The sequence below is a fragment of the Cupriavidus sp. Agwp_2 genome (assembly GCF_040784895.1).
Taxonomy (GTDB): domain Bacteria; phylum Pseudomonadota; class Gammaproteobacteria; order Burkholderiales; family Burkholderiaceae; genus Cupriavidus.
The window spans coordinates 187,673-213,964 of sequence record NZ_CP088085.1 but is presented as its reverse complement, the minus strand read 5'-3'; the positions used below and the strand labels follow the sequence as shown (position 1 = coordinate 213,964).

The window sequence follows — 26,292 nt, the reverse complement described above, 5'->3', positions numbered from 1 at the left end:
CGGTTGTCGCGGGAACTGTGTGCGCCCGCCTTTCGGCCACTTGGCGTCAGGCGCGGCGCATCAGGCTGTAGCTCTGCGCACTGGGGCCGAAATCGGGCATGCCGGCCAGGAACAGGGCAAGCGGGACAACGTCCGCGGGATCCTTGAACCATTCGCCGGGCGGCGCCGCAACGTCGCGCGTCATGTCGGTCCTGACCGGCCCCGGTATCAGCTCATTGACGCTGATGTTGTCCTCCTGGAGTTCCATCGCCAGCGACTGGGTAAGCATCCACAGGCCGCTCTTGGAGCACGAGTAGGCCGAAAAGCCCGCGTTGGGCCGCTTGCGCTGGCCGGAACCGATCATGATGATCTTGCCGGCGCCGCGGCGGCGCAGGTGGGGAATGGCGGCATGGGCGGTGTGGTAGGCACCGGTCAGGTTGATATCGATGGTCTTGCGCCAGAGCGCGGGATCGCCGTCAGCGATCCTGCGCTGCTCGAGCGCGACACCGGCATTGGCCACGACGATATCGACACCGCCGAAGGTATCGCTGGCGCGCCGGAACAGGGTCGCGACGGTCTCGTAGTCCGCCACGTCCACGGTCTGGGCAATGGCCCGGCCACCCGCTTCGCGGATCAGCGCGGCCGTCTGCGCGATGTCGGCCTCGCTGCGGGCGCTGCACACCACCGCAGCACCGGCGCTGGCATAGGCCAGTGCAATGGTGCGTCCGATGCCGCGGCCCGCGCCGGTGATCACGGCAACCTTGTCCTTGAGCATGTTGGGATCGATCTGGCTCATTGTCTGTCTCTCAGTTTCGCTTTGCGTTGCATTGGGGTGCAGGGAATCAGGACACTGTGATCAAGCGTGTCGCTCAGAACGGGCGATCTCCCATCACCGTGGCCCGGTCCATCCTGCGATGGCACGGCGGGTAATCCATGACCGCGTAATGCTGGGTCGAGCGGTTGTCCCAGATCGCCACGCTGTTCGGGGTCCAGCGCCAGCGCACCTGATACTCGGGAACGTAGGCTTGCGTGATCAGGTAGCGCAGCAAGTCAGCCCCGCCGGGATTGAAGTCCTGCCCGAAGCGCACGCGTTCGGGCGTATGGAAGTTCGTAAAGTGGGTGGTAAAGCCGTTGACGAACAGCACTTTCTCGCCGGTCTCGGGATGCGTCCTGACGACAGGGTGCTCGGCATCCGGAAACTGGGCCTTCAGCGCGAGACGCTTTTCGATCGGCATGGCTGCGCCGAAACTTGCCTCGATGCTGTGGCGTGCGCGCAGGTTGGCGATCTGGTCCTTGACGTGTTGCGGCAGGTTCTCGTAGGCGAGCACCATATTGGCCCACATGGTGTCGCCGCCGACAGGCGGGCATTCCCGGCAACGCAGGATGCTGGCAAGCGGCGGGGCTTCGCGCCAGGTCGCGTCCGTGTGCCAGGAGTTCTCATAACGCGGCGTGGGCTCGTCGGGACTCTTGTAGATACGGACCAGCCCCGGATGTTCGGGATCGCTGCCCGCTACCGGATGGTCTTCAAGTTCGCCGAAGCGGCGGGCAAAGGCGACGTGCTCGCCGGCCGTGATGTCCTGGTCGCGCAGGAACAGCACGCGGTGCCTGAGCAGCGCTTCACGAATGCCGGCGAATATGCCGTCATCGTGGATCGCGTCGGCGAGGCTGACGCCGGCCAGTTCGGCGCCGATGGAACAGGTAAGTGGCTCGACTCGCATTGCGACTCCGAAAGTTTGTAGGTACAGGTCGAAGCAGAAGGGTCGATGCAAAGTATTGAAGAAGCCGCGCACGATGCATTGACATTGCGGGGCAGCGACTATACATTTTGGGGCACCTTGGGGGAACTCCTATGTCGACCCTGCTGCAACACGTGAACCTGACGGAGTTTGTCGACGTGGCCCGCCAACTCGGCCTGGATCCGTACCGCCAACTCCGGCAGGCGGGTATCAGCCCGACGGCCCTGGTGGACCCGGAAATGCGGGTGCCGGCGAAGTCGGTCATGCAGTTGCTGGAGGATTCGGCACAGCTTGCCGGCCTGGAAGATCTTGGCCTACGCGTGGCGGAAACCCGTCAACTGACAACACAGGGACCTCTGTGGACGGTGATGCGCGAGGGCGCCACCCTGCGCAATGCGCTGGATGCGATGGCGCGCTATCTGCATTTGCTCAACGAAGGCATCGATTTGCGCATCGAGACGGTCGGGGACGCCGCCGTGGTCAGGCTCGAACTCCTCGTGTCCATCGAAGGTTCCATGCGGCAATCGACGGAGTTCGTCATTTGCCTCTGGTTCCGGTTGTTCAAGCTGCTTGCCGGGACGGCATGGAAGCCGCGCAGCGTCTGCTTCACCCACGCCGCGCCCGCCAGCCTTGCCACGCATCGGCGCGTGTTCGGTGTACCGGTGCGATTTCGCCAGGATTTTGATGGCATCGTGCTGGCCGCCTCCGATCTCGACGTGGCTGGCGCAGCCTCGGATTCGGCGCTGGGCCGTCATGCGCGCGAATTCCTGGATATCAAGCTGGCGCAATCCGGCTCCACCATGCCGGACAAAGTACGGAAGCTGGTATTCGCGCTGTTGCCAACCGGCGAGTGCGGGGCCGAACAGGTGGCCCGGCAGCTTGGCATCGACCGCAAGACGATGCATCGCCATCTGGCTGCCTATGGGCAGAACTACCTGTCCGTCGTCGATGCGGTCAGGGTCGACCTCGTCACGAGATACGTGAAAAACAGCGAACGACCGCTGTCGGAGGTTGCCATCCTGATGGGCTTTTCCTCCCTCAGTGCCTTCTCCAGGTGGTTCTCCATGCGCTTCGGCTGCAGCGTGTCGGCGTGGCGCCGTCAACCACCGGAACCGGAAAATACGCGCTAGACGCCGTGCATCGCGGCCGGCATGGCACGAGTCGGGTCCGATTGGCGCACTGTGGTTAGGGCTTTCCGATTATCCGAAGCAGGCGGCCAGCTGCGCCCCCTGCGCGAAGGATGCGCGAAGGAGGGGGCGAAACGGACGCGAAAGGCCGGGAACTACTCGAGCCCCTCCAGCAGTCCCAGCAGCTGGGCGCGCCGTACGGCGTGCTTGCGCGTGCCGGCGCTCAGCTTGCCGAACAGGTTCTTCACATGCCACTTGGCCGTGACTTCACCCACGCCGATGGCCTGTGCAATCTCCTTGTTCGAGAGATTGCGCGCCAGCAGTTCCAGGACTTCGCGTTCCTTTGGGGTCAGCACCGTACTGGCCACGACACGCGGCGCCATGGTCGGACGTTCGGCGCGGCGCGGTGTGCGCGCCACCGGCAGCGGCTGGGCGGCGCCAGGCTCCGCGGCCCCCTCCTCCACCAGGCGCCTGGCCCAGTCGGCGAGGCCTGGATGTGCGTCAGCGAAGGTGCGGGCCAGGCCATAGGTCCGCGCAAGGTTCATGGCTTCCTGCATCAGCGGGCGGCTGTCCTCGCCGCCGCGATGACGCACGAACGCCTCCAGCGCCATGATCTCGATGCGCTTGCGCCCGAGCTTCATGGCTTCCGCCGCAGGCGCCGCCCGGCGCAGCGCATCGAGCGCGGATGGCCAGTCCTGGGCGGCGATTGCCGCATTGGCATGTGCCATGGCCTGCATCAGCGCCACGTCGCGGCGCCACAAGGGGCCGTGGCCCGCCTCGGCCCCGGCGACCAGTTCGTCAAGGCGGACGATCAGGGCCCGGCAGGTCTCGGCACGGAAGCGCCCGGCGTGCATGCGCACCTGCTCCGCCAGGCTCGCAATGCAAAGCCGCGGCGTCCGGCGCGCGACGCCCACCGCGTACAACGCTTCGAGCAGGTCGAGTGCGCGGTGCTCGACGCCTTGCACGGCGGCCACGCGCGCAGCGCTCAGATACGCCAGCAACGACGTCTCGGCCGTGCCCGACCGCTCCAGCACGTCGAGCCGGTTGGCGAGCAGCGCAGCCGCTTCGTCGACCCGGTCGCATTCGTAGACCGCCGCGGCCAGCAGCGACGCGAGCATGCAGGCGAGCGGGTGGCGGCGGCCAAGATCGGCTTCCGCGCTCGCAAGCGTGGGCCGCAAGATCGCTTCGCTCAAGATCACCTGCCCCTCATGCAGGTAGCTCAGCCCGATCACGAATTCGCCCCAGCGCGCTGCGTAGCGATGTCCCTCGCCCAGGTTGCCGCGGGGCGCGAGTTGCAGGTGGCGCCGCGCGTTCCCGGTCTGCCCATGCAGGATCGCGGCCATTGCCAGGCGGTTGGCATGCATCTGGGCGAGGCGCGGGTCGTGCGCGGCAGGCTGCTGCTGCCATGGCTCCAGCAGCGCCAGGCAGCGGTCTGGCTGGTCCGCGTAGTAGGCCGCGATGCTCAGGATCAGCGCGCATTCATAGCGCAGGACGGCATCGTCGCCGGCGCCGTCAAGCATGCGGGCGACCAGCGCCTCGGCCTCCGCATGGCGCTCGCCCAGCGCGAGCACCCAGGCAGCGGCAAGGCGCAGGCCCGGGTAGCGGTCCAGTTCCGCGTCAGGCAGGCGCTCCAGCCATTCGAGCACGGTACCCAGCCGCCCCTGCATCACGGCGTCGTATAGCGAGCGCCCTGCCAGCTCGTAGGCAAGCGCATGCTGGCCCGCCGCGTGTGCGTGACGCGCGGCTTCCTCCGTGATGCCGCGCGCGGCGAGCCAGCGCAGTGCGCGCGTATGCAGTTCGTCCTGCTCCGTGCGGGACAGCTCGGCCACGCGCGCCTGCAGGGCACTGCGCGCGAGCGCGTGCAGCCGGCACCAGTCGCTGTTGTCGCTGGAGATGAAGATCGGTATCTCGCGGACCAGCCGTGCCAGCTGCTCCGGCGCCTGCTCGGCGCCCGTCAGCGCACGGCACAGGTCCGGATGAACGTGGTCGACGACGGCGATGCGAGTCAGGAACGCGACGTCGTCGGGCGTGAGCTTGGCAATCAGGCCACCAACCAGGTGCTCGCCTTCATCAGCCGGGCGAGCCGCCATGGCGTCCACGACGCTGCGCGGATCGGCGCCGCGCTCCATGGCCGCCAGGACAAGTTGCAGGCCGAGCGGCCATCCGTCGGTCAACTCATGCAGCCGCGCGCAACTGTCGGCATCGACCCGGTCGCCGAAGCGGCTGCGCACGAGGGTCATGGTTTCATCAAAGCGGAAACGCAGCGTTTCCGCGCCGATGCCGGTGCATTGGCCGTACGCCGTCAGGTCGCTGAGCGCGGCGTCGAACCCGCCGCGCGCCGCGACCACGATGCGCAGATTGGGAGGCGCGTTGTGCAGCAGGTAAAGCAGCGCCCCAACCCCGTCCTGCGAGAGACGTTCGGCTTCGTCGACGATCAGTACAAGGTCCAGCGATGTCTGGGCCACCTCGGCAAGCCAGGCCGTGAGCCCTTCAGTGCTGCCCGGCGCCGCGGCCGCGCCTTCGAGAAGGGTGCGGCCAAAGCCGGGCCGCGCGCAGCCTGCGCGGACGGCAAGCACAAGGCATTGCAGGAAATGCAGCGGATCGTCGTGGGTGTCCGCCGAAATCCAGGCGACGGCCGCGCCGTGCGCCAGGTACTCGCGGCGCCATTGCGCCAGCAGCAGCGTCTTGCCGAAGCCCGGTGGCGCCTGCACGACCACCGCGGGCCGGTCGCGCAGCGCTTCGCTGTCGAGGCTGAGGCGCGCACGCGCAAGCAGGTGCCGCGGCGCGCGCGGCGGCATGGTCTTGAGCGCAAGCTCGGAAAATGCGGTATCCGAGCCGCGGTTCACGGAGGTCATCTGGCGGGTACTGGTTGGCTTGGATGCGACGCTCGCCGGGACGTGCATGCCGGGCTGCGGCGCGGCAATGCAGCTTCCGTGGCTTCGCCCTGCCGTTGGGCGCGGCGTGCCTGGCTCGAAATCTGGTGTCTCATTATAGGCACACCGCCGGCCTGGCGGGCAATCGCCCCCTCCTCCGCGGAGGGGGCGAACAAGGTGTGCGGCGGCTAGCATGCGTCCAGGTCGAAACGGAACGCGAGGTGCCTTCGATGCAATTCATGGACGTGTGCGCGCTGGAGCAGGGACGTGTACGGGTCGGGGTGTCGGCATGAGCCGCCTTTGTCCCGATGCCGACGCCGTCACGTGCCGCCACCTGCTGGTCCCGCTCGACGAAACGGATGAATGCATGGCCACCATCACCGGGGCCATCGAGCTGGCACGCATCGCGGCGGCACGGATCACGTTCGTCCATGTGCCCCGCCTGATCACAGCACCGCGCGACGAGATGAGCCGCGGCCGCGAACTGCTCGGCAAGGCCGAGTCGGTGGCGCTGGCGCTAGGGGTGCCATGTGCGTCGACTGGCGTAGCCGAGGGCGACGCACCTGCCGCCATCCCCGCAACCGCGCGCAAGGCTGGCTGCGACCTGGTCTTCATCGGCGCCCACGGGCATGAAGCGATGACAAGATCGCTGGTCCAGGCGGTGCTCGCGGCAGGTATCCCGGTATTCGCCATGCCGGGTCACACGCCGGTAATGCCAGTGCCGGCCATCCGCGAGATCCGCGACGAGCACCGCGCCCTCAGTACCGTATTGCGCGCATGGCTGGACCTGCTCACGGCTGCGAATGACCGCGGCGCCGGCGCGAATGTGCAGGTGATGCGGAACATGATCCGGTTTATCGAGGCCTTCCCAGTGGCGCGCCACCATCCCCGCAAGCAGGCCTGCCTCTACGGCAGGCTGCGCCGGCGCACGGCCCGGACCGACGCCGAACTCGACGAACTGGAGCGCCAGCATGAACGCAATGCGCAATGGGTTGGCGCGCTCACCGAAGCCGTTGAGCGGTTTGCTGCAGGCGGCCCGCTGGCGGAGCTGCTAGGCAAGGTAGATCACTACGCGCAATTCGTCTGGGCACTCATGGGGCGCGAGGAAGGCGTCATCCTGCCGGCGGCGCAGCGCTACCTGACAGAAGCGGACTGGGACAAGATCAACGCCGCTTACGATTCGGCGAATCCCGTCGCCGCTCCCGGCACGCGTGCCGGTGGGCATGAGGACCGCCAGTTCGACACACTGCTTGCCTTCATTGCCGACATTCCGGATGCCGATTGCGTGGCCCGCATTTGCTCGCGAGCAGGAAACGTATCGGTGCGGTTCAGCTGAGAGCGCGGCCACGCGCTCCGAATCGTGGCCTGTGGATCAAGACCGTCAAACGGGCGCCAATGGATGCGCCATTCACCATCAGGAGGAGACCATGCAATTTCTCGACGATTCCCTGCACCCGGAGAACCAGGACAAAGTGGTAATCACCGTGGCCCCGTATGGCCCCGAATGGATGCCGGAAGATTTCCCGGAAGACATTCCGGTGACCATGGAAGCGCAGGTGCAGAAGGCCGTCGATTGCTATAACGCCGGCGCCACCGTGCTGCACCTGCATGTGCGCGAACTGGACGGCAAGGGCTCCAAGCGCCTGTCGAAGTTCAACGAGCTGATCGCCGGCGTGCGCGCCGCCGTGCCCGACATGATCATCCAGGTCGGCGGCTCCATCTCGTTCGCGCCGGAAGACGATGGCCAGGCCGCCAAGTGGCTGTCGGACGACACCCGCCATATGCTGGCCGACCTGGACCCGAAGCCGGACCAGGTCACCGTGGCGATCAACACCACGCAGATGAACATCATGGAGCTGCTCTATCCGGAGTACCTGAAGGGTACCTCGCTGGAACATCCCGCCTACCAGGCCGCCTACCGCGAAATGACCGTGCCGGCCGGCCCGGGCTGGGTGGAAGAACACCTGCGCCGCCTGAGCAATGCCGGCATCCAGCCGCACTTCCAGCTGACCGGCATCCATGCCATGGAAACGCTGGAGCGCATGGTGCGCGCCGGCCTCTACAAGGGTCCGCTCAACCTGACCTGGATCGGCATCGGCGGCGGCTTTGACGGCCCCAACCCGTTCAACTTCTTCAACTTCGTCCACCGTGCGCCGGATGGCTGCACGCTGACCGCGGAGTCGCTGCTGAAGAACGTGCTGCCGTTCAACATGATGGCGATGTCGATGGGCCTGCACCCGCGCTGCGGCATCGAGGACACCATCATCGACCAGCACGGCAACCGCATGACGTCGGTGCAGCAGATCGAGCAATGCGTGCGCGTGGCCGAGGAACTGGGCCGCGAGATCGCCTCGGGCAAGGAAGCGCGCGAGATCTACCGCATCGGCACCTGGTACGACAGCGCCGAGGAAACCCTTGCGGCGCACGGCATGGCGCCCAACCGCCAGGCCGGCATCAGGAACCTGCCGCTACGCGCCGCCTGATGTGCAAGGCCCGCCCGGACGCAGCGATTCGGCTGCGGCCAGGGCGGCCGGCCATCCTGTCCCTGACGGAGTCCAACATGTCCCATCGCCCCCCCCCGCTTCCCATTCCGCAAGGTGGGGGCCTGCCGGAACTCAGCCACGCGCTGCGCACGGAATACGAGCGCAATGCCGGCATCGTCAAGACTTACCACATCCAGCCATGAGATCCACGGCCCTTGCGGGCACCGGACCGGCATGAACTTTCTCCAGGAGTCCTGAATGGCAAGAGCAATCCGCTTCTACGAAACCGGCAGCGCCGACGTCCTCAAGCTTGAGACCGTCGAAGTTGGCGATCCCGGCCCGGGCCAGGCCCGTGTCCGCCATACCTATATCGCCGTCAATTTCATCGACATCTACTTCCGCACCGGCCACTATCCGCTCCAGCTGCCCAACGGCCTGGGCTCCGATGCGGTTGGCGTGGTCGAGGCCGTCGGTCCGGGTGTGACCGACATCCGCGTCGGTGACCGCGTCGGCTACCTGCTCGGGCCGCAGGGCGCTTACTCGGACGTGCGCGTGATGCCAGCGGAAGTGCTGATCCCGCTGCCCGATGGCGTCTCCGACCGGACTGCCTCGACGCTCATCATGAAGGGCATGACGGCCCAATACCTGTTCCGCCAGGTCTACCCGCTCAAGGGTGGCGAGACCATTCTCTATCACGCGGCGGCGGGCGGCGTCGGCCTGATCGCGTGCCAGTGGGCACGCGCGCTTGGCGTGACCATGATCGGCACGGTCAGCTCCGACGAAAAGGCGGAGATCGCCAAGGCCAATGGCTGTACACACACCATCGTCACCTCGCGCGAGGACATCGTCGAACGCGTGATGGAGATCACCGACGGCAAGAAGGTCCCGGTCGTCTTCGACTCGATCGGCAAGTCGACGCTGGAAGCATCGCTGTCCTGCCTGCAGGTGCGCGGCGCCCTCGTCAGCAACGGCACGACGTCTGGCCCCGTGGAAATTGACAGCCGCACGCTGGCAGCCAAGGGGTCGCTGTGGGTCACGCGTCCGGCCATGGTGCACTACGCCACGCCGCGCTCGCACATGCTCGACATGGCCAGGGAAGTGTTCGACATGGTGCTGGCCGGCAAGATCACGAGCGAGCCCAGGCAGAGCTTCGCGCTGGCCGATGCCGCCGAGGCCCATCGCGCGCTCGAATCGAGGAAGACCAGCGGCGCTACCGTACTGGTGCCGTAACGCATGCGGCCTGGCGCCCGGGCATCACCGCCCTGTACGCCTTGACGCGAAACGACCTACGGGGCGACGTGTTCCTGGCACGATCGCCCCGAAGCCATTTCAGGAAATCGGAGGGATCATGGACCTGAAGTTAAAAGGCAAGCGTGCAATCGTGACCGGCGGCAGCCGCGGCATAGGCAAGACGATTGCTCTTCAGCTCGCGCAGGAAGGCGTGGACGTCGTGCTCGCCGCGCGCGCGAAAGAAGCGCTGGAAGCGACCGCCGCGGAACTTGCGGCGCTGACCGGCCGTCGCATTGTGCCGCTCACGGTCGACACCGCCGACAAAGCTTCCGTCGATGCCATGGTGGCGCAAGCGATCGAAGCCCTGGGCGGCATCGATATCCTGATCAATGCCGCGGCCATGCCGGGCGGCATTTCGCCAGCCACGCAACTCGACGAGATCGTCGATGCGCAAGCGCTTGAAGACATCGACATCAAGGTCATCGGCTACCTTCGTACCGCGCGGGCGTTGGCCCCGCATCTCGCCGCGAATGGCTGGGGCCGCATCATCAATATCGGTGGCCTGGCGATCTACCACACGGGCCGGCCCGTCGCCACGCTGCGCAACGTCGGCGTGGCGGCCATCACCAAGAACCTTGCTGACGAACTTGGCCCGAAGGGCATCAATGTCACGGCGGTCCATCCCGGGCCAACGCGCACCGAGAAGACGGACGCCGCAACCGAGGCGTGGGCGGCGACCAGGAGTTCCCTTGGCCGCATGGTCGATGCCAGCGAGGTCGCTTGCGTGGTGACCTTTCTCGCCTCGCCATTGAGCGTGGCAATCAACGGTGAGGCCATCGCAGTCGGCGGCGGGACGCCGGGCATCATCCACTACTGACGTCGCCGCCATCGGCGGCGGCGGGTTGACCTGCGAGCTCCTGGACGAAGCGGGGCCCGCAGTTTGCTGCCGACCTCAGTGGCTGTTGCCTTCCTGGAGCCGCTGGCGCAACACCGCGCGCAGATCCTCACCGTAGCCGGTAAGGGTGCCGCCGTCCACAGCCAGCATCTGGCCCGTGATCATGTCCGCGCGCTCGCTGGCGAGAAAGGACACCGCTTCACCAATCTCCGAGGGCTCGCAGAACCGGCCCAGCGGTACCGTGCGCCGGATCAGGGCCTCACGCTTTTCGGGGCTTGCGTACGCTTCGATCGCAGGCGTCCGGATGCCGCCGGGGCATACCGCATTGACGTTGATGCGCTGGTCGGCCAACTCCCATGCAAGATGCTGGGTCAGTCCCGTTACCGCATGTTTGGACGCGGTGTAATCGACGCTGCTGAAGTACGCCATGCGAATACCGGCGATCGAATCGATATTGACGATCTTGCCCTTGCCCTGCGCCCTCATTGCCGGGATGACCGCCTGGCAGCAGAACAGGATGCCCTTGGCATTCACCCCCATCACGTGGTCCCAGTTCTCCTCGGTGACGTCGCAGACCAGCGCAGAGGCCCCGCCCACGCCGGCATTGTTGACCAGGATGTCGATGGCACCGAAGGCCTCGAGGGTCTGGCTGGCCATGGCCTGCGCTTCGGCCTTCTTGCTGACGTCGGCGCGGATGGCAATGGCGCGCTTTCCCTCCGGATCGAGGCTGGAAGCGACGCGCCGGGCCGCTTCAAGGTTCAGGTCGACCACGGCGACCCTGGCCCCTTCCCGCGCCAGCACGCGCGCGATGCCTTCGCCGCCACCCTGGCCAGCCCCGGTGATGATGGCTACTTTGTCCTTCAGTTCCATTGTCGTCTCCTTGCGAAGCCGCGCCGGTTCAATACCGTGCGCGTGCCGTGCGCGTTGTGGGTCGGGCCGCCGCTAGTGGCCGGATACAGTTCTTGACGCCGCAGCGTCATGTCCCGAAAGCCGTGAGATCAGCCTGTCCGCCATTGGCCACTCGCCAAACCGGAGGCCGGATTCAGGTGCCCCACCTGACCCAGGTCGACCAGTTCGCTGCTCCAGTCCCGCGCCAGCGCGGCGACGCGTCCAGACCTGGCAAGCGGATCATTCCGACTCGCCGCCACAATACTGGGCAATGGCAATGGCTCGCGCGGCACCGGCAGCCAGCCCGCGGCGGACAGCGCGTCCATGGTCGGATAGCCGGCAGGCATCGGCTGCTCAAAATCAGGAGGCGCTGCCAGCAACGCACCGAGGATCGGATGGCGGTATTTGCTAGCCCAGTGGGCGACCATGACCACGCCACCGCTGTGCGCAATGATGAGGGCCGGGCTCCTGACCTGCGCGAACGCGGCTTCGATCGCCTCGACACGTGACGTGCAAAACAGGTCGTCGCGGCCCATCGGCGGCACGCTGACCACCGACCGGCCCGACTCGCGCAGCCGCCTCTCCAGCAAAGTCTGCCAGTGCTGCGCAACATGGTCACGTAGTCCCGGTACGAACACCAACGTCGGCTCGCTACATGTCTTGCTCATGGGTCTCCTTCTGCGGATTCGGACGGGAAATTCCATGCCGGCCGGGGAAATGGCTAGTCAGGCGGAGGCGCAATGAGACGCGCCATTGCATGCAAGCCCAGCAAGTATCCGGGAATGACGACTACTCACTTGACAATCCGGGGCACTGGATTGACAGTTTGGGGCAGGGCACTGGATTGACAGTTTGGGGCAGGGCACTCGATGGCCGTGGAGGTGACCCCGCTCCGCTCGCTTCAACGCGTCGCTTACTGCCACAAGCTGTCGGCTTCGCAACGGCGGTAGCCGGCCATGAAGCGTCATTCACTCGTACCATCGGTCGGGCGTTCAGACGTCGGCTCCGGCCGCAGCTTCGGTCATAGGCCGGACCCGATCAAATGGCCGCTTAACCGTTGGATGTCCAGGAAGGCGGTCACTCACTCGTGCAGTCTCCAATTGTGCGCAGAAAGTAAGCCTTCTGCGCGGAAGCCGCAAACTCCGGGGCGTTGCATAACGGGGCCCACACGATCACTTGCGCAATACAATGCTCCTGTACAAGCGGCGGTGGGCCTGAGTGAGTCTCCATATGACCGACAAGAGAGTGAACTCCAATCTTCGCAATACCTGGGAGTCGGCAGCACCCGGCTGGGCGAAGTGGGAGCATGTGTTCGCCACCAATCTTGCGGGCGCCACGGACACGCTCATCGATATGGCCGGTATCCGGCCGGGCATGCGCGTTCTCGATCTGGCTTGCGGTGCCGGCAGCCAAAGCATCCAGGCAGCGATACGAGTGGGTGCCAGCGGCGAGGTGGTCGCCAGTGATATATCGGGCACCATGCTGGAGCATGTCCGCCAAAATGCCGCTCGCGCCGGTCTTCAGAATATCCAAACGCTGGAATGCGCAGCAGATGAATTGGACGGGACATTGGCCCCGTTCGACGCGGCGATGTGCCGATTGGGATTGATGCTTTTTCCGTCACCTAGAGAAGCATTGAAAGCTGTCCGAAGCGCACTCAAGCCTGGCGCGCGTTTCGCGGCGCTGGTTTTCACGACGCCGGCCAACAATCCCTTTATGGCTCAGCCGATGGCGATCCTTCTACGCCACGCGGGCAAGTCTCCTCCTGCGCCCGGACAACCTGGAATCTTCGCACTGGGAGGCGATGGCGTGATGGAACGCCTGATCAACGACAGCGGTCTTGGCGATGTGAAAACACAGCACCTTCGAGCGCAGCTCGTCTTGCCGAGCGCGTCCGATGCTCTGCAACTGATGCAGGAAGCCGCCGGGGCATACCGGGCCGTGGTAGCGGACCTCGACGTCGCTGCAAGACTGAGGGCCTGGAGCGATGTTTATGAATGCCTGAAGCAGTTCGACGTCGGTGAAGGCTTTAAGACCGAGCTTGAACTTATCATCGGGTCGGGCGCCAAGCCAGGATAGTTTTCGCCCGTTGTAGACTGAGGTGTCGGCGTACGCGCGAATTGCGCTGCGGATTCAACAAGCCGATGCAGATCGGCAGAAAGTGAGTCCTGTCTGCGCTTCCGAGTTTTTAGGTGTGAGCGAATGACGGCTCAACGACGATGGACGGCCGTTCCAGACACGAAGACTTGATTGACGGCGAAGGGCCGCTTTGAGCCCCCCACCCGCCACCGGATTCCCGGCTCAATTGCAGGGGGCCTCTCTCCAGCATTAGGTGCGCTGCGCCACAAAACCACTTCCTCCGAGGGGGGCGGCTAATCCGGCGCCTTGCCCTATATTGCCTTGGCTACCAGGCTGCGGCCTTCGTGACTCAGGACCAACTGCTATGAAAAGAAGATTCCTGTTTGCCGCCGTTCTCATGTGTTCGTTGCAGGCGATCGCGGGATGGACAGATGGCAATGGACGCCCGGTGCCGGATAGTGACGCTCGCAAGTCCTCAGGTGATTTTGGCGTACAACTTGTGTTGACAGGCGATGCCAAGATGTTTCGGGACACGTGGAACCGCCCGGGCACGCCCATCCTCCCCACCACGAAGGCCGTAAAACGGGGGGAGTCGGTGAGCACCATGCTCCTGTTCGCTGGATGTAAGCCTGGTAAGGACGGACGATGTAATGTGGAGGTGAAATACCGCCTGATCTCACCCAACGGTTCGAGCGACAACTTTGGTACAACCCTGGTCTCTCGTCGAGCGGCACCGAAGCGCGGAATCACGGAGCTGGGGGATTCCGTCGTGACCCTAGAGTTCACCCGCGAAGAACCCGCAGGAAGGTATGTATTCGTTGCCACGGTCACGGATCGCGTTGCCAGCAAGACAATCGAAGTCTCAGCGCAGGTGACAGCCAAGGACAAATGGATTTAGAGAGAGGTCCTGAAGCGCTAGTCGTTATGGTTACGCTGAACAAACTGGGTGAATGGCCCGTCAGAAAGGGATGAAGGCCAATGCCGGCCAGTTTCTGTCTCTCAGGCACGAATTGTGGATGGCAGATGTATCGCTGATTGCGGTCGTTCGTCGTCGTGTCATGCCATACAGGTGCGCATATGCGACGGATTTCGCTGGGGCGACCGGGGCGCAAGACAGTCCCCGGTCCACGAACTCAAACTAGAGCCGGTGAGACAGCACGTGACTCGCCAGGGCGGCAACGCCCGGCTTTGCAAACTGGGCCGCCAGCATTGTTTCCACCCGCATGCGGTTCGCTGGGTCACCTGTCACGACAATCAGTCCGCTGTCCAATGCTTGCTTCCAGCCGATCCGCCCGTCCAGCAGGCCACGCAGCACCTGTTCGCCCGTCACCACGACGGCATCGCCGTCGGCCGGACCCGCGTCATGATCCGCATGGAGGTCTGCCTTGCGTTGGCTTGCCAGGGCGTAGCGCGTCCAGAGCCTCGATTCGATCAGCAGCAGCGAGGTGGGCGGCAGCTTTACCCTGACCGACGCCAGCCGCTGTTCCAGCAGGTGCGCGGTGACGTCGGCTCGCAAGCGCGCTTCGGCGCCAGTCAGGCTTTCCGGGGGCGCCAGCGCGCCCGCCCTTAACGCATCGTTCATCGCGAAGGCGACGCCGATCGAGGCCGGGTGCGCGGCGCCGACTTCGTCGCCGAGGACAAAGTCGGATCCGCACGCCGCAACCGGCCCCGGCGCGAGGGCCAGCCAGCCGGCGGCCAGCACGGCCATCAGGGCGTTCGGCTTGGTCTTCATGGCGTCACGATGTTGAACCAGAACGGGAAGGAATCCAGCAGGCCGAGGAACTCCCCCAGCGCCTCGCGTCGGCCTTCCACTTTCATGTCGCCCTTCGCGATGGCGTTTTCGATCGTCGTTTCCTTGAGCTGGATGGCATCGAGCGTCGCCTTCGACATCGTGATCTTCGCGTCCGCCTGCGGCAACGGCTTGCCGTAGTTCAGGACCGCATTCTCCACCGCCAGGCCGTATTGCTTCTTCAAGTCAGTGAAGTCGAGATTGAGCGCGATCTTCTTTCCCGCAGCCTTCGGGCCATTCAGGCGCACCGAGAGATAGTCGAACAGCATTTCAGGCGGCATTGCCTTGATCGTGTCCGGGCTGGCAACGTCGGTGCCGCCTGCCTTTGGCACGCCATTGCGCAACTCATACGCCCCCATCAAATACACGCCGCGCCATGGGCCACTTTCCGCCTGATAGCCGAGTTGCTCGAGCGAATCGGCGAGCAGGTCCTTGCCTGCCTTGCTGTTCGGGTTGGCGAAGACCACGTGCTTGAGCGCTTCGGCAGTCCAGCGATAGTCGCCCTTGTCGAAATCGGCCTTGGCGCGGCGCAGGATCGCGGCCTCGCCGCCCATGTACTCCACGTATTTCTTCGCGGCCATTTCCGGCGGCAGATTGTTCAGGTCCGACGGATTGCCGTCATACCAACCCATGTACCGTTGATAGACTGCCCGCGAATTGTGGCGCAGCGTGCCGTAATAGCCGCGGTTCGGCCAGAACTTGTCGAGCTCTGGCGGCAGCTTGATCATTTCCGATATCTCTTCACCGGTATAGCCCTTGTTCATCAGGTTGACCGACTGGTCATGCGTGTACTTGTAGAGGTCGCGCTGCTTCTTCCAGTAGTCGATGATCTTGGCATTGCCCCACATCGGCCAATGGTGAGCCTGGAACTTGAAGTCCACGTCCTTGCCGTACGTGTCGATGGTCTCGTTCAGGTAGCTCGACCATTTCAGCGCATCGCGCACCTGGGCACCGCGCAGCGTCAGGATGTTGTGCATGGTGTTGGTCGTGTTTTCCGCCATCCACATGCCCTTGAACTGCGGGAAGAACGTATTCATTTCCGCCGGCGCCTCGGTGCCCGGCGTCATCTGGAATACCATCTTCACGCCATCCACGGTGACTTCGGTTCCGGTCTTGCTGATGATGTCGGAAGGAACAATCAAGCCTGCGGTGCCGGTCGAAACTGTCTGCCCCAGCCCGCCGTTCACACCGCCGCGGTCATTGCGTGGCAGGAGCGCACCATACATGTACACGGCACGACGGCCCATCGCGTTGCCGGCAATGACGTTCTCGCTGACGGCATGCTCGGTAAAGCCTTCGGGTGCGAAGATCTTGATCTTGCCCGATTTCACATCGGCCTCGTTGACGACGCCGCGCACGCCACCGTAGTGATCGATGTGCGAATGGCTGTACACCACCGCCACTACGGGCCGTGAACCAAGGTGTTTGGTCACGAATTCGTAGGCCGCCTTGGCCGTTTCCTCCGAGATCAGCGGATCCAGTACGATCCACCCGGTATTCCCCTGGACAAAGGTCACATTGGAGAGATCGAAGCCGCGGACCTGGTAGATGCGATCCGAGACCTTGAATAGACCGTGCTGCATAGTCAGTTGGGCGTTTCGCCACAAGCTGGGGTTGACGGTGTCCGGCGCGGGCTTGTCGATCCCAATGTATTGTTTGTATGCTTCGAGATCCCAGACCACGTCGCCCTTGGCGTTGCGAATCGTCAGCGTGTCCGGCTTGGCAACCAGACCGCGTTGCGCGTCTTCGAAATCGGATTTGTCGTTGAACGGCAGCTCGTTCAGCAGGGCGGCATTCGCGGCCTTTGTCGCTGCTGTGGCAGGCTTGCCGCCTATCGGCTGAGCCTGGGCCCAACCAGAGGATGACCACGTCATGGCAATCGCAGTGGCTAAAACGAATGCGGCCTTCATCGCTATCTCTCCGGAAATGTTGGTCCTGCGGATCGCTTAGATACTTGCCGGCTCAACTAAGCGTGCAAAGTGCATCGATGCTCCCTTATCGAGGGTCGCGACAGAAGTGAATATTTTTTTTGCGCGCCTGAAATGATTTGATCGCGCTCGCTGGATGCGCGCACCAAGAAGCACTTTCTCCAGCAGATGACCTCGACGAAAAATCGATCCTTGACGGCTGACAGACACCGTAGAGCAGCCGCTGGGAGTTGGAAAATTCAATGGCAGAGAAGGGTCGGGAAGAGCCTACCGGATGGGGCGGCAGGTCCTTGCCGGCGTCCGCGCTGCTCTGCCTCTCCAGTGATGAAGACCTGGCTCTGGCGATGCCGAGAATTACCTTGCAAGCTAAAGCACCGTGTCGGTATCAAGGAGAGAATCGGCGCTCGAGCCTGTCGGAAAACCAGCCTTCCCTGGGGATCGCTGCGGATGATTGATCGAGCCGGTGCTTAGACGTTGCGGGACAGCCTGACCTTGCATCCGGGATAGTTTTGGCAACCCCAGAATGTGCCGGCTGGCCCTTTCCGCTCTACCATCTTGATTCCGCAGGCCGCGCATGTCGGCGTCCGGTAGTCGTCCCGAAACGCCTGCTTCAGCAACGTCGCTTGCTTGTACTGATCGAGCGCGCAGATCCGCTCGACGATGGCCGCACCGTCAAGTAATTGAATACCGGCTCGCTCTGCCGACTCCTTTACCGGCCGCCCGACATAGCCAGACAACGACCAGAAAACGCCCCGACGCACCTTGTGTTCGTGCATGACGCCGGCAAGTGCGCGGACCTGTTCCACCTTCACCGGCTTACTCCATGCTTTGCATGGGACCACGGCCACGGGAACATCCAGGCCAGCCTTGTACAAAGTAGCATCGATGCCGCCATCGGGCCCATGGGGGACGGTCTTGACCGCGAACCCCATCGCCTCGTAGTACCCAACACAAATTAGCTCAAATCGCTTCCACTCCAACTGCTTGAGGGCATCCAGCGTCCAGCTATTGATTTCTGGCTTCTCCGGTACGGGTACTGTCCGCGCTGGCGGGCCAGCGGCCTCCTTTGACTTGGCGGATTCACTGGAGGACCGGGGTGACTTGGGCGGCGAGGACGGTCGGCTCGTGCGGAAGCGCCGAGCCCTGATTGGGACTTCTTGCTTGCTGGTCCCTGCCCTACCTCGCGCACGGATGTATGACAGCACACCCAGGAAGCCGAACATGGCGGCGGGAACCCAGGCTAACGACTGGCTTAACACGGAAATGCCCGTCAACAACTGCCTCGACGCGAATATCGCTGGCACGACCGCGCGAAACACAATGTAGGCACCCACGGCCAGCGCGGCGGATACCCACCACGGCGCATCCATCAACACCTCGCTAAGCGAGGGCTCCTTTCTCCTGCGACCCATTTCTCTACCTGTTGTTGTTCTTCATCTCATGCGGCGGCATCCCGCCATCGGCAATCTACCTGATCTGATATACACGGCGGGTTGCAACAGGCCAACACCCCACCAACTATGGGTGGCCAAGCAGCCGGCCTATACCCTGGTGAGTTCACGGATTTCGCCATAGTTTCGCTTGACGGCATCCCTTAAACTGGATCCTTCGCGCAACACTAGACGAAAACCATGAGAAAAGCAGGTCGGGTCAAGACGTGGCATGCCGACAAGGGCTTTGGCTTTATCGACGTCCACGCGGACACGAAAGATGTGTTCTTTCACATCACCGCGCTACAGACACGGGCCGTGACGCCGACGCCTGGCGACCGCGTGAGCTTCGAGCTCGGCAAAGGCCGGGACGGCCGGATACAAGCCCTGAGCGTTGCCATCGTCGGTGCACCGAAGGCGCAGTCAGGCGTGAGTCTTTGGCCAGTGTTCGCGGGTCTCGCGGCGTTGGGGCTCATCGCCGGCGGCGCCCTGGCGGGTTATTTCCCGCGACAGGCCGGCATTGTCAGCCTCCTGGCCAGCCTCATCACGTTCTTCGCTTATGCAGACGACAAGACGCGGGCCAGCCGGAATACGTGGCGCACGCCTGTTTGCGAGTCCGGCGAAACGCAACGGCAGTAGCCCGCTGCCAGTTTCCGCCGCTCCGAGCCAGCTTTCCCGATATGAAGGGATTCTCACCGCGCAACCTCAAATAAATGCGCCACCGCCCTAGCTGAGACAAGGCCGGACGTCGAATTTGTGCAGCAGCCTGCTGCATGCTTCAGCTCTGCACCTCGCTAAAGTGAATAATACGCATCTTTCAAATGGCATGCCGCTCAAGCACTCGCCCACGGTTGGTCCCGCAATGTGTTTGGTGATGCAGATAGAGACCCGATTGCATGAGCGCGAAGGTCAGGCCGTCCTTGGATGCTGATCGCGCACAGGATTGAACTAGACCCTACCCGAGCCCAAGAGACGAACCGGGCTGCCGCAGTCCACGTGGCTAACTTTGGCGAGATATGAACGTAAATTGTCATTCGTGCCACTAGTTCGTTCAAGCCGCGCTCCCTATCCTGTGCTCGGTGGATCGTGGCCCGACAGGGGCAGAGGTCCGCCAGAAACGTCAACTTACTGTGAGATAGAAATTGAAAGACAAGCTACTGATGCTCCGCGCCGATTTTGCTCAAGCCTCGGACACAGCCATCTAATGGACATGGACCGCTACGACAAGCAAATCCTTGACATCCTGCAGGAAGACGCCACTGTCTCCGTAACGGAAATTGGGGACCGCGTCGGCCTGACCTCGACGCCGTGCTGGCGCCGCATTCAAAAGCTGGAAGAGGCCGGCATCATTCGCAAACGGGTTGCATTGCTGGACGCAGACGCGTTGAACGCCGGTGTCACGGTCTTTGTCTCAGTGCGTACCAGCCAGCACAACCTGAAATGGATCAAGCTGTTCCATGGATTGGTGGCATCGATCCCGGAGGTGACCGAGTTTTACCGGATGGCCGGCGACACCGATTACCTGCTGCGCGTGGTAGTACCAGATATCGCGGCCTATGATCGCGTTTATAAGAAGCTGATCCAAGGGGCGGAGCTTGCCGATGTCAGCTCCAGCTTTGCGATGGAACAGATCAAGTACACCACTGCGCTACCATTGGATTACGCGTAAGCGGGCACCGGTCATCCTGGACTGGCGAAGGAACCTACTATCTCACGCGTACAGGTGGCTCGGTTGGATGGACACCCCGTGCCACCATAAAAGAGCGCAATGGCAACTGGGATCCGCCATTGGCCGGAATCAATGCAGCGCAGATGTACTGAAATGTCGTCTGTAGTGTCCGGGACTTGTTCCGAGCCGGGTCCGGAAGTGATTGCGCAACGTGGCTGCGGCGCCGAACCCCACTTGCACCGCGATGTCATCCACGGATGCATCGGTCTCTTCGAGCAACCCCTTCGCTCGGCTTAAACGCTCTATCAGCAACCACTCGCCAGGCGGCATACCCATCATACTGACAAAGTGCCGCTGGAACGTGCGGGCACTCATTGCGGCTTGCCTTGCCATCCTGGCAATCGGCCAGTCTTCGTCCAATGTTGCGCGCACCGCGTCCACCAAGGGGGCCAACGAAGCATTGCTGCGCTTCGAGACCGGCTCGGCAATGTACTGGGCTTGGCCGCCTTCACGGTGTGGCGGCATGACAAGTCGGCGTGCGACCTGATTGGCCGCGCGAGGGCCAAAGTCCCGGCGGATAAGATGCAGGCACAGATCGATTCCTGCTGCACTTCCGGCCGACGTCAGGACATCGCCGGCATCGACGTAGAGGACATCTGCCTCCACCCGAATTTCCGGATATCGCTCCGCTAGTGTTGCCGCGTGACGCCAGTGCGTCGTCGCGCGCTTACCGTCGAGCAATCCTGCGGCGGCCAATACAAAGGCCCCCGTGCAGATCGACATGATTCTCGCCCCTCGCTTGTTCGCCTTTCGCAAAGCGCGGCAGAGATCCGGTGGCACAACCGCTTCAATATCCCGCCAGCCCGGGATGATGATCGTCTTCGCCTTCGACAGAAGTTCAAGGCCACCGTCAGCCTGTACTTGGATGCCACCCGGCCCGCGCAACGTCCCGAACTCGGCCGAACACGTCGCAAAGCGATACCACGTGCTTCCCATTTCCGGTCTGGGCAAACCGAACACTTCAACGGCGCAGCCGTATTCAAAGAGGCTCAGGCCGTCGTAGACGACGACTGCGACAAGTCCCCCATTGGCGCCTGATTTGGATTCGTTTCTTGGCACGATGCAGATAGAAATAGGCATTGATGCCATCTCGCCAGATTTTGCGCCCTCTGCCTCGCGTCTCGCAAGTGTGGAAACGGGTCAGTTTGACAGTGCCGGGAGCACGCCAGCCTGCTCGCAGGCGCTGTGGACATCATGCGGCGCACTTTGGCATGATCGAGACGAAAAGTGTTGTTCGTGCCACTAGTGCCTTAAACGGTCGCTCCCTATCCATTGCTTGGTGGATCGGCGGTCCGACCTTTTTCGCGAGACTCCATGTGCTTCGAAAGATGATCTTCACCCCGGCTTGCGCCGGTCAACGGAGACACCGGCGGCGCGTCGAAGGCACGAACCTCCGGCGGTTCTCCGTTGGACCACGGCGCGATCTCGACCAGTGCGGAATGCGCGCTGCACCCTTGGGCCAGGCGGGACGTGCCGCGGTCCATTGTCAGGACGTTGGGATTGCCGTGGCGCTCAAGCGAACTGTTGCTCGCATCGAACCAGGCACCGGTCGACATCACTACGACTCCTCGTATCAGCGTATCGTCCAGACGAGCGCCGGCCAGGCATGCCCCGCGCTCATTGAACACACGCACAATATCGTTCTGCACAATGCCGCGCTCTGCTGCGTCCATCGGATGCATATGGATCGCCTGCCGGCCTCCAATCTTCATGGACATGGAGTGGCTACCCGCGTCCAGCTGGGAGTGCAGCTTGTCCGCCGGCTGGGACGTGATGAGGTGCAAAGGCCAGCGCTGGGCGGCGGCATCTCCAAGCCATTCGGCGGGTGGCAGCCAGGACGGATGAGGAGGACAATCCTGATAGCCGAATTCTCCAATGCGCCGGGAGTAGAGCTCGATCTTGCCACTGGGTGTGCTCAGGGGACGACCCTGTGGATCGGCACGGAAGTCCGAGAACAGCACGAACGGCGTGCCCGGCTCCGGCAAGCCGGTGTACCCCTTCTCCCAGAACTGTTCAAACGGCGGCGCTTCGAAGCCTGCCTCGGCCCAGCGTTCCACCATGCTGTCGTAGATATGGCGAATCCACGCGAATTCGTCGCGGCCTTCAGTAAACGCGAATTCGCAGCCGGCGCGCAATGCAAGGTCTCGATAGATGTCGAAGTCGTTGCGGCTGCTGTACTGGGGCGGCAGTGCCTGATGCATCGCCAGCACGTACCGGTCTCTTGAGGAGCCCCCGATGTCGTTGCGCTCCAGCGTCGTCGTGGCTGGCAGAACGATGTCCGCGCGCCGAGCGGTCGGCGTCCACCAGCTGTCATGCACCACGATCGTCTCCGGCACTTGCCAGGCGCGTGCCAGCCGGTTCAGGTCCTGATGGTGGTGGAACGGGTTGCCGCCGGCCCAGTACACCATGCGGATATCCGGATAGATGCCTTCGCGGCCGTTGAAGTCGTAGCGCAGCCCTGGATGCAGGAGCATGTCCGAAATACGCGCAACGGGAATGCTGCTGCGCGCGGGATTGGCACCCGCGCCCATCTCCGGCGCCGCAACGTCGGGCCTGGGCGTTCCGGCGCCGTTGATGGAGCCATGCCCGAACGCAAAGCCACCGCCCGGCAGCCCGATCTGCCCCAACATCGACGCCAGCGCGATGCTGGCCCAGTACGGCTGTTCGCCATGATGCGCGCGCTGCAACGACCACGTGCAATTCAGCATCGTGCGCTGCCGGGCGGCTTCCGTGGCCAGTTCGATGATGGTCCCGGCCGGCACCGCGCAGATCGATTCCGCCCAGCGGGCGTCCTTGGCCTGGCCATCGTCGCGGCCCAGCAGATAGGCCGCGAATGCGTCAAAGCCCTCGCAATGGCTCGACAGAAAATCCGCGGCGTGCAGGCCGCGCGTCAGCAGGGTGTGCGCGATGCCAAGCATCAGCGCGGTGTCGGTGTTAGGCCGGATCGGCACCCATCGGGCCTGCAGGCCGTCGGGTATGTCAGCCCGCGTCGGGCTGACTACAACGAATTTCACTCCCGAGCGCTTTGCACGTTCTATCCACTCTTGCGAGCTGTGCGCACCCGCGCCGCCGGAAGTGATCTGGGTGTTGCGCAAGGGCAGACCGCCAAAGGCGATGAACAGCTCCGTGTGTTCAAGAACGCTGCGCCAGTCGGTTACTCTTCCCGTGACTGGCTTGTAGGTGCCGATCACATGGGGCAGCAGGAACTGTGCAGCGCCCCAACTGTAGTTGCCCGCCTGCGTGGTGCAACCCCCGCCTGCGAACAAGAAGCGGTGCGTCAGCGTGCGGGCATGATGCAGGCGCCCGGCGGAGGACCATCCGTAGGAACCGCCAAAGACGGATGCGTCGCCATGGTCGGCACGCACCCGTGCCAGCTCGCCGGCCACCAGGTCCAGCGCGGTGTCCCAATCCACCTCGACGAACTCATCGTTGCCCCGCTCGCTGCGCTGCGCGTTTTCGCGCTTGCGCAGCCAGCCGCGCCGCACCGAAGGGCGGTGGATGCGCAGGGGCGAATGCACCATGCCCGGCATGGATTGCAGGATCGGTGAAGGTGCGCTGTCGCAGGGAAACGGCTCGCACGCGACGAGTTTTCCGCCTTCTACGATCGCCGTATATGCACCCCAGTGCGAAAGCGTGGGAAAGCGGCTGCGAGTATCGGCTGCAGCAAGCTTCGTTGTCATGTTGGTCTCCTCCACCGGAATACAGACGCCCGCTACGGGCGGCGCAAGCACCCAATGTTGGGCGGGCCGTGCGAGCATTTTTTTCTCTTTTGGACGGGATACTCCAGTGGAATGAGATGAATTTTCTCCGCATGCATCCCTAAGCTGATCGACATCCAGCGGCGATCACCACACGAATGCCGCACCGCTCAGCTACGGAGATCCGATGAAAGAAAGCACTCAGTTAGTTTGCGCTGGCCGCCACCCGGAGCGGTTCGGCGGGGTCGTCAACACGCCGATCTTCAGGGCATCGACCATTCTTGCCGGGTCGATGGCCGAATGGGAGGAAATGAAGCGCGCCCGCGCCGCGGAAGAGCCTGGCGCGACGACCTACGGCCGCTACGGCACGCCAACCACCCACGCGCTGGAAGAAGCCGTTGCCGCGCTCGAAGGCGGATACCGGTCACTGGTGTTTCCGTCCGGCCTGGCTGCGATCAGCACCGCGCTGACGGCGCTGCTGTCGGCCGGTGACCACGTGCTGATCACTGACAGCGCCTATTCGCCAACACGCGCTTTCCTGGAGCGCGTCCTGACGCGGTTCGGCGTCGAAGTCGAGACCTACGATCCCACCGGCGGCACGCCGATCGAGTCATTGCTGCGGCTCAACACGCGTGTCGTATACGTCGAATCACCGGGGTCGGAGACGTTTGAGATTCAAGACATAGCGGCCATTTCGGCCGCCGCACATCGACATGACGCCGTCGTGGTCATGGACAACACGTGGGGAACTCCGCTCTTCTTCAAGCCTTTCGCCCACGGCGTCGACGTTTCGATCCAGGCCGCCACCAAATACATCGTCGGACATTCCGATGCCATGCTCGGCGTGGTCACGTGCAATCGGGATACCTGGCCGCTGATCAAGCAGACGACGCAGGACATGGGACAGACCGCGGGGCCGGACGACGTCTACCTGGCACTGCGCGGCCTGCGCACGATGGCGGTGCGGCTCCAGCGCCACTGGGAATCCGGGCTGCGCGTCGCCCAATGGCTGGAGCGCCAGCCGCAGGTCGAGGCAGTGCTGCATCCCGCCCTGCCGTCCCATCCCGGCCACGTGCTGTGGAAGCGCGACTTCACCGGTGCCTGCGGCCTGTTTTCCGTAGTGCTGCGCACGAACTCGAAAGCATCGCTCGCCGCCTTCATCGACGCACTGGAGCACTTTGGCCTGGGGGTTTCCTGGGGCGGCTATGAAAGCCTCGCCATCCCGTTCACGCCGGGAAAGAACTGCACCGGCGCGCGCTGGCCGCATCAAGGGCAGGCCGTGCGCCTGCATGTGGGTCTCGAAGACCCGCAAGACCTCATCGACGATCTCCAGCGCGGCTTGATGGCGCTTTCCGCGCATGAATCCAGCCTGGAGGCCTTGCAGGACGCCCAGGCCGACCAGGCTTGCCCGACCTGAACGACAACGCAGCCTAAAGCCGGGTGTTCCCGGCACTTACCCCTCCCCTACACAAATCCACGACGGAGACAGAGATGAGCAAGATGAAGATTGAAGGGTCCTTTGTTGCCCTGATCACCCCCTTTGCCAAGGACGGCAGCCCGGACTTCGGCGCCTTTCGCGAACTGCTGGATTTCCAGGAACGCCACGGCACCTCGGCGGTGCTGATCATGGGATCCACAGGCGAGGTCTCGATGCTCTCGCAAAAAGAGCGCGAGGCCATCATCCTGGAAACAGCGAAGATGAAGACCGGCAAGATGAAGCTGTTCTATGGCTGCACCGGCAACAACACCCAGACCACCAAGGACTACCTGCGCTTTGCCAGGGCCAACGGCGCGGATGGCGCCATCATCGCCGCGCCCGCCTACATCTGCGCGCCGGAGGCCGATATCGAAAGCTACTTCCTGGAAGTGGCCGACGAGACCGACCTGCCCCTCGGCATCTACAATAACCCGCCGCGCGTGAAGACCGACCTGCATTGGGACAGCCTGCTGCGCATCTTCAAGCATCCCAACTATGTCGTCCACAAGGAGTCGACGACGCGCGTGGGACAGGTAGCGCAAGTGCTGCGCGGCGCGCCGGATGTCTCCGTGATGTGCTGCGACTCGCCCAACCTTGGCCTGGTCGTTCCAACCATGAGCCTGGGCGGCCATGGCACCGCGAACATGACCGGCAATATCGCCCCGGCGGAGCTGACGCAGATTTCCCGTCCGTGGACATCCCCCGACATTGCGGCGAGCTTCCACAAGGCCTACCTGCAGAACCTGCAGTTGCTGCACTACGCCTACTCGGCCATCAACCCGGTGGCGATCAAGTCGCTGATGAAGGCGGTGGGACTGCCTTCGGGCGAACTGCGCAAGCCGCTCACCGGCCTGGAAGGCGAGCCCCTGCTGCGCGGCCTGCGCGTCATCAAGGAACTCGAACTCGACCGGAAGTACGGCTGGTCGTCGCCGCTGCTCAAGGCTGTTTGAA

At 63.6% G+C, this 26,292-nt stretch carries 21 protein-coding genes and 1 pseudogene; 12 read left to right on the top strand and 10 right to left on the bottom strand.

Annotated elements, in window-relative coordinates:
- Positions 1 to 46: 46 nt before the first annotated feature.
- Both LPA45_RS31245 and LPA45_RS31240 read right to left on the bottom strand, forming a co-directional pair.
- Positions 47 to 775, bottom strand: coding sequence for an SDR family NAD(P)-dependent oxidoreductase (locus LPA45_RS31245; RefSeq protein WP_317923090.1), 729 nt, complete (start codon positions 773 to 775; stop codon positions 47 to 49).
- Between the two features lie 73 nt (positions 776 to 848).
- Positions 849 to 1,697, bottom strand: coding sequence for a TauD/TfdA family dioxygenase (locus tag LPA45_RS31240; RefSeq protein ID WP_317923091.1), 849 nt, complete (start codon positions 1,695 to 1,697; stop codon positions 849 to 851).
- A gap of 131 nt (positions 1,698 to 1,828) precedes the next feature.
- Here LPA45_RS31240 and LPA45_RS31235 point away from each other — a divergent pair, with 131 nt between their 5' ends.
- Positions 1,829 to 2,845 (top strand): AraC family transcriptional regulator, encoded by a 1,017-nt coding sequence (locus LPA45_RS31235; protein ID WP_116323395.1) that lies wholly within the window; start codon positions 1,829 to 1,831, stop codon positions 2,843 to 2,845.
- Positions 2,846 to 2,997: 152 nt separating this feature from the next.
- On the opposite strand, the gene LPA45_RS31230 is transcribed toward LPA45_RS31235, so the two are convergent.
- On the bottom strand, positions 2,998 to 5,697 hold the full coding sequence (locus tag LPA45_RS31230; protein ID WP_317923092.1) for a LuxR C-terminal-related transcriptional regulator: 2,700 nt from the start codon (positions 5,695 to 5,697) through the stop codon (positions 2,998 to 3,000).
- Between the two features lie 307 nt (positions 5,698 to 6,004).
- On the opposite strand from LPA45_RS31230, the gene LPA45_RS31225 reads away from it, so the two are divergent.
- The 5 genes from LPA45_RS31225 (at position 6,005) to LPA45_RS31205 (ending at position 10,305) form a co-directional block, all read left to right on the top strand.
- Positions 6,005 to 7,051, top strand: a complete 1,047-nt coding sequence (locus LPA45_RS31225) for a hemerythrin domain-containing protein (RefSeq protein WP_317923093.1) — start codon at positions 6,005 to 6,007, stop codon at positions 7,049 to 7,051.
- A 91-nt stretch (positions 7,052 to 7,142) separates the two neighbouring features.
- Positions 7,143 to 8,198 carry a 3-keto-5-aminohexanoate cleavage protein gene (locus LPA45_RS31220; RefSeq protein ID WP_317923094.1) on the top strand — a complete coding sequence of 352 codons (1,056 nt, stop codon included), beginning with the start codon at positions 7,143 to 7,145 and terminating at the stop codon, positions 8,196 to 8,198.
- A 77-nt stretch (positions 8,199 to 8,275) separates the two neighbouring features.
- Positions 8,276 to 8,401: a hypothetical protein gene (locus tag LPA45_RS31215; RefSeq protein ID WP_317923095.1), complete on the top strand. Its 126-nt coding sequence runs from the start codon at positions 8,276 to 8,278 to the stop codon at positions 8,399 to 8,401.
- A 55-nt stretch (positions 8,402 to 8,456) separates the two neighbouring features.
- A complete protein-coding gene (locus LPA45_RS31210) occupies positions 8,457 to 9,428 on the top strand; it encodes a quinone oxidoreductase (RefSeq protein WP_317923096.1) in 972 nt (323 codons plus the stop codon).
- A 118-nt stretch (positions 9,429 to 9,546) separates the two neighbouring features.
- Positions 9,547 to 10,305: an SDR family NAD(P)-dependent oxidoreductase gene (locus LPA45_RS31205; RefSeq protein ID WP_116323400.1), complete on the top strand. Its 759-nt coding sequence runs from the start codon at positions 9,547 to 9,549 to the stop codon at positions 10,303 to 10,305.
- Positions 10,306 to 10,380: 75 nt separating this feature from the next.
- On the opposite strand, the gene LPA45_RS31200 is transcribed toward LPA45_RS31205, so the two are convergent.
- Entirely contained in the window at positions 10,381 to 11,193 is an 813-nt protein-coding gene (locus tag LPA45_RS31200; RefSeq protein WP_317923097.1) for an SDR family NAD(P)-dependent oxidoreductase, read from the bottom strand.
- A gap of 72 nt (positions 11,194 to 11,265) precedes the next feature.
- Positions 11,266 to 11,879 (bottom strand): annotated as a pseudogene (locus LPA45_RS31195) (RBBP9/YdeN family alpha/beta hydrolase).
- 562 nt (positions 11,880 to 12,441) lie between these two features.
- Here LPA45_RS31195 and LPA45_RS31190 point away from each other — a divergent pair.
- Positions 12,442 to 13,290 (top strand): class I SAM-dependent methyltransferase, encoded by an 849-nt coding sequence (locus tag LPA45_RS31190; RefSeq protein ID WP_116323403.1) that lies wholly within the window; start codon positions 12,442 to 12,444, stop codon positions 13,288 to 13,290.
- A gap of 364 nt (positions 13,291 to 13,654) precedes the next feature.
- Positions 13,655 to 14,188, top strand: a complete 534-nt coding sequence (locus tag LPA45_RS31185; protein ID WP_147316323.1) for a hypothetical protein — start codon at positions 13,655 to 13,657, stop codon at positions 14,186 to 14,188.
- A gap of 240 nt (positions 14,189 to 14,428) precedes the next feature.
- Here LPA45_RS31185 and LPA45_RS31180 read toward each other — a convergent pair whose 3' ends face one another.
- The 3 genes from LPA45_RS31180 to LPA45_RS31170 all read right to left on the bottom strand — a co-directional run bounded on the left by LPA45_RS31180 (position 14,429) and on the right by LPA45_RS31170 (position 18,377).
- On the bottom strand, positions 14,429 to 15,022 hold the full coding sequence (locus LPA45_RS31180) for a hypothetical protein (protein ID WP_317923098.1): 594 nt from the start codon (positions 15,020 to 15,022) through the stop codon (positions 14,429 to 14,431).
- Positions 15,019 to 16,989, bottom strand: coding sequence for an alkyl/aryl-sulfatase (locus LPA45_RS31175; RefSeq protein ID WP_116323406.1), 1,971 nt, complete (start codon positions 16,987 to 16,989; stop codon positions 15,019 to 15,021). The genes LPA45_RS31180 and LPA45_RS31175 overlap by 4 nt, the downstream gene beginning before the upstream one ends.
- Before the next feature lie 485 nt (positions 16,990 to 17,474).
- The gene (locus LPA45_RS31170) at positions 17,475 to 18,377 is read right to left on the bottom strand and encodes a restriction endonuclease (protein WP_317923110.1); all 903 of its coding nucleotides are present in this window, start codon (positions 18,375 to 18,377) and stop codon (positions 17,475 to 17,477) included.
- 261 nt (positions 18,378 to 18,638) lie between these two features.
- Here LPA45_RS31170 and LPA45_RS31165 point away from each other — a divergent pair, with 261 nt between their 5' ends.
- Complete coding sequence (locus LPA45_RS31165; RefSeq protein ID WP_317923099.1) at positions 18,639 to 19,076, top strand: cold shock and DUF1294 domain-containing protein; 438 nt, start codon at positions 18,639 to 18,641, stop codon at positions 19,074 to 19,076.
- Between the two features lie 571 nt (positions 19,077 to 19,647).
- Complete coding sequence (locus tag LPA45_RS31160; RefSeq protein WP_116323418.1) at positions 19,648 to 20,106, top strand: Lrp/AsnC family transcriptional regulator; 459 nt, start codon at positions 19,648 to 19,650, stop codon at positions 20,104 to 20,106.
- 129 nt (positions 20,107 to 20,235) lie between these two features.
- On the opposite strand, the gene ftrA is transcribed toward LPA45_RS31160, so the two are convergent.
- Positions 20,236 to 21,246, bottom strand: coding sequence for a transcriptional regulator FtrA (gene ftrA / locus LPA45_RS31155; RefSeq protein WP_317923100.1), 1,011 nt, complete (start codon positions 21,244 to 21,246; stop codon positions 20,236 to 20,238).
- Positions 21,247 to 21,431: 185 nt separating this feature from the next.
- Positions 21,432 to 23,846 carry a molybdopterin guanine dinucleotide-containing S/N-oxide reductase gene (locus LPA45_RS31150; RefSeq protein ID WP_317923101.1) on the bottom strand — a complete coding sequence of 805 codons (2,415 nt, stop codon included), beginning with the start codon at positions 23,844 to 23,846 and terminating at the stop codon, positions 21,432 to 21,434.
- A gap of 205 nt (positions 23,847 to 24,051) precedes the next feature.
- On the opposite strand from LPA45_RS31150, the gene metC reads away from it, so the two are divergent.
- A complete protein-coding gene (gene metC, locus LPA45_RS31145) occupies positions 24,052 to 25,281 on the top strand; it encodes a cystathionine beta-lyase (RefSeq protein ID WP_317923102.1) in 1,230 nt (409 codons plus the stop codon).
- Between the two features lie 74 nt (positions 25,282 to 25,355).
- Positions 25,356 to 26,291, top strand: coding sequence for a 4-hydroxy-tetrahydrodipicolinate synthase (locus LPA45_RS31140; protein WP_317923103.1), 936 nt, complete (start codon positions 25,356 to 25,358; stop codon positions 26,289 to 26,291).
- The last annotated feature ends 1 nt before the right edge of the window (position 26,292 follow it).

Coding starts and splice junctions, on each gene's coding strand:
- LPA45_RS31245 (WP_317923090.1), bottom strand. CDS start 775: ATGAGCCAGATCGATCCCAACATGCTCAAGGACAAGGTTGCCGTGATC.
- LPA45_RS31240 (WP_317923091.1), bottom strand. CDS start 1,697: ATGCGAGTCGAGCCACTTACCTGTTCCATCGGCGCCGAACTGGCCGGC.
- LPA45_RS31235 (WP_116323395.1), top strand. CDS start 1,829: ATGTCGACCCTGCTGCAACACGTGAACCTGACGGAGTTTGTCGACGTG.
- LPA45_RS31230 (WP_317923092.1), bottom strand. CDS start 5,697: ATGACCTCCGTGAACCGCGGCTCGGATACCGCATTTTCCGAGCTTGCG.
- LPA45_RS31225 (WP_317923093.1), top strand. CDS start 6,005: ATGAGCCGCCTTTGTCCCGATGCCGACGCCGTCACGTGCCGCCACCTG.
- LPA45_RS31220 (WP_317923094.1), top strand. CDS start 7,143: ATGCAATTTCTCGACGATTCCCTGCACCCGGAGAACCAGGACAAAGTG.
- LPA45_RS31215 (WP_317923095.1), top strand. CDS start 8,276: ATGTCCCATCGCCCCCCCCCGCTTCCCATTCCGCAAGGTGGGGGCCTG.
- LPA45_RS31210 (WP_317923096.1), top strand. CDS start 8,457: ATGGCAAGAGCAATCCGCTTCTACGAAACCGGCAGCGCCGACGTCCTC.
- LPA45_RS31205 (WP_116323400.1), top strand. CDS start 9,547: ATGGACCTGAAGTTAAAAGGCAAGCGTGCAATCGTGACCGGCGGCAGC.
- LPA45_RS31200 (WP_317923097.1), bottom strand. CDS start 11,193: ATGGAACTGAAGGACAAAGTAGCCATCATCACCGGGGCTGGCCAGGGT.
- LPA45_RS31190 (WP_116323403.1), top strand. CDS start 12,442: ATGACCGACAAGAGAGTGAACTCCAATCTTCGCAATACCTGGGAGTCG.
- LPA45_RS31185 (WP_147316323.1), top strand. CDS start 13,655: ATGAAAAGAAGATTCCTGTTTGCCGCCGTTCTCATGTGTTCGTTGCAG.
- LPA45_RS31180 (WP_317923098.1), bottom strand. CDS start 15,022: ATGAAGACCAAGCCGAACGCCCTGATGGCCGTGCTGGCCGCCGGCTGG.
- LPA45_RS31175 (WP_116323406.1), bottom strand. CDS start 16,989: ATGAAGGCCGCATTCGTTTTAGCCACTGCGATTGCCATGACGTGGTCA.
- LPA45_RS31170 (WP_317923110.1), bottom strand. CDS start 18,377: ATGGATGCGCCGTGGTGGGTATCCGCCGCGCTGGCCGTGGGTGCCTAC.
- LPA45_RS31165 (WP_317923099.1), top strand. CDS start 18,639: ATGAGAAAAGCAGGTCGGGTCAAGACGTGGCATGCCGACAAGGGCTTT.
- LPA45_RS31160 (WP_116323418.1), top strand. CDS start 19,648: ATGGACCGCTACGACAAGCAAATCCTTGACATCCTGCAGGAAGACGCC.
- ftrA (WP_317923100.1), bottom strand. CDS start 21,246: ATGCCTATTTCTATCTGCATCGTGCCAAGAAACGAATCCAAATCAGGC.
- LPA45_RS31150 (WP_317923101.1), bottom strand. CDS start 23,846: ATGACAACGAAGCTTGCTGCAGCCGATACTCGCAGCCGCTTTCCCACG.
- metC (WP_317923102.1), top strand. CDS start 24,052: ATGAAAGAAAGCACTCAGTTAGTTTGCGCTGGCCGCCACCCGGAGCGG.
- LPA45_RS31140 (WP_317923103.1), top strand. CDS start 25,356: ATGAGCAAGATGAAGATTGAAGGGTCCTTTGTTGCCCTGATCACCCCC.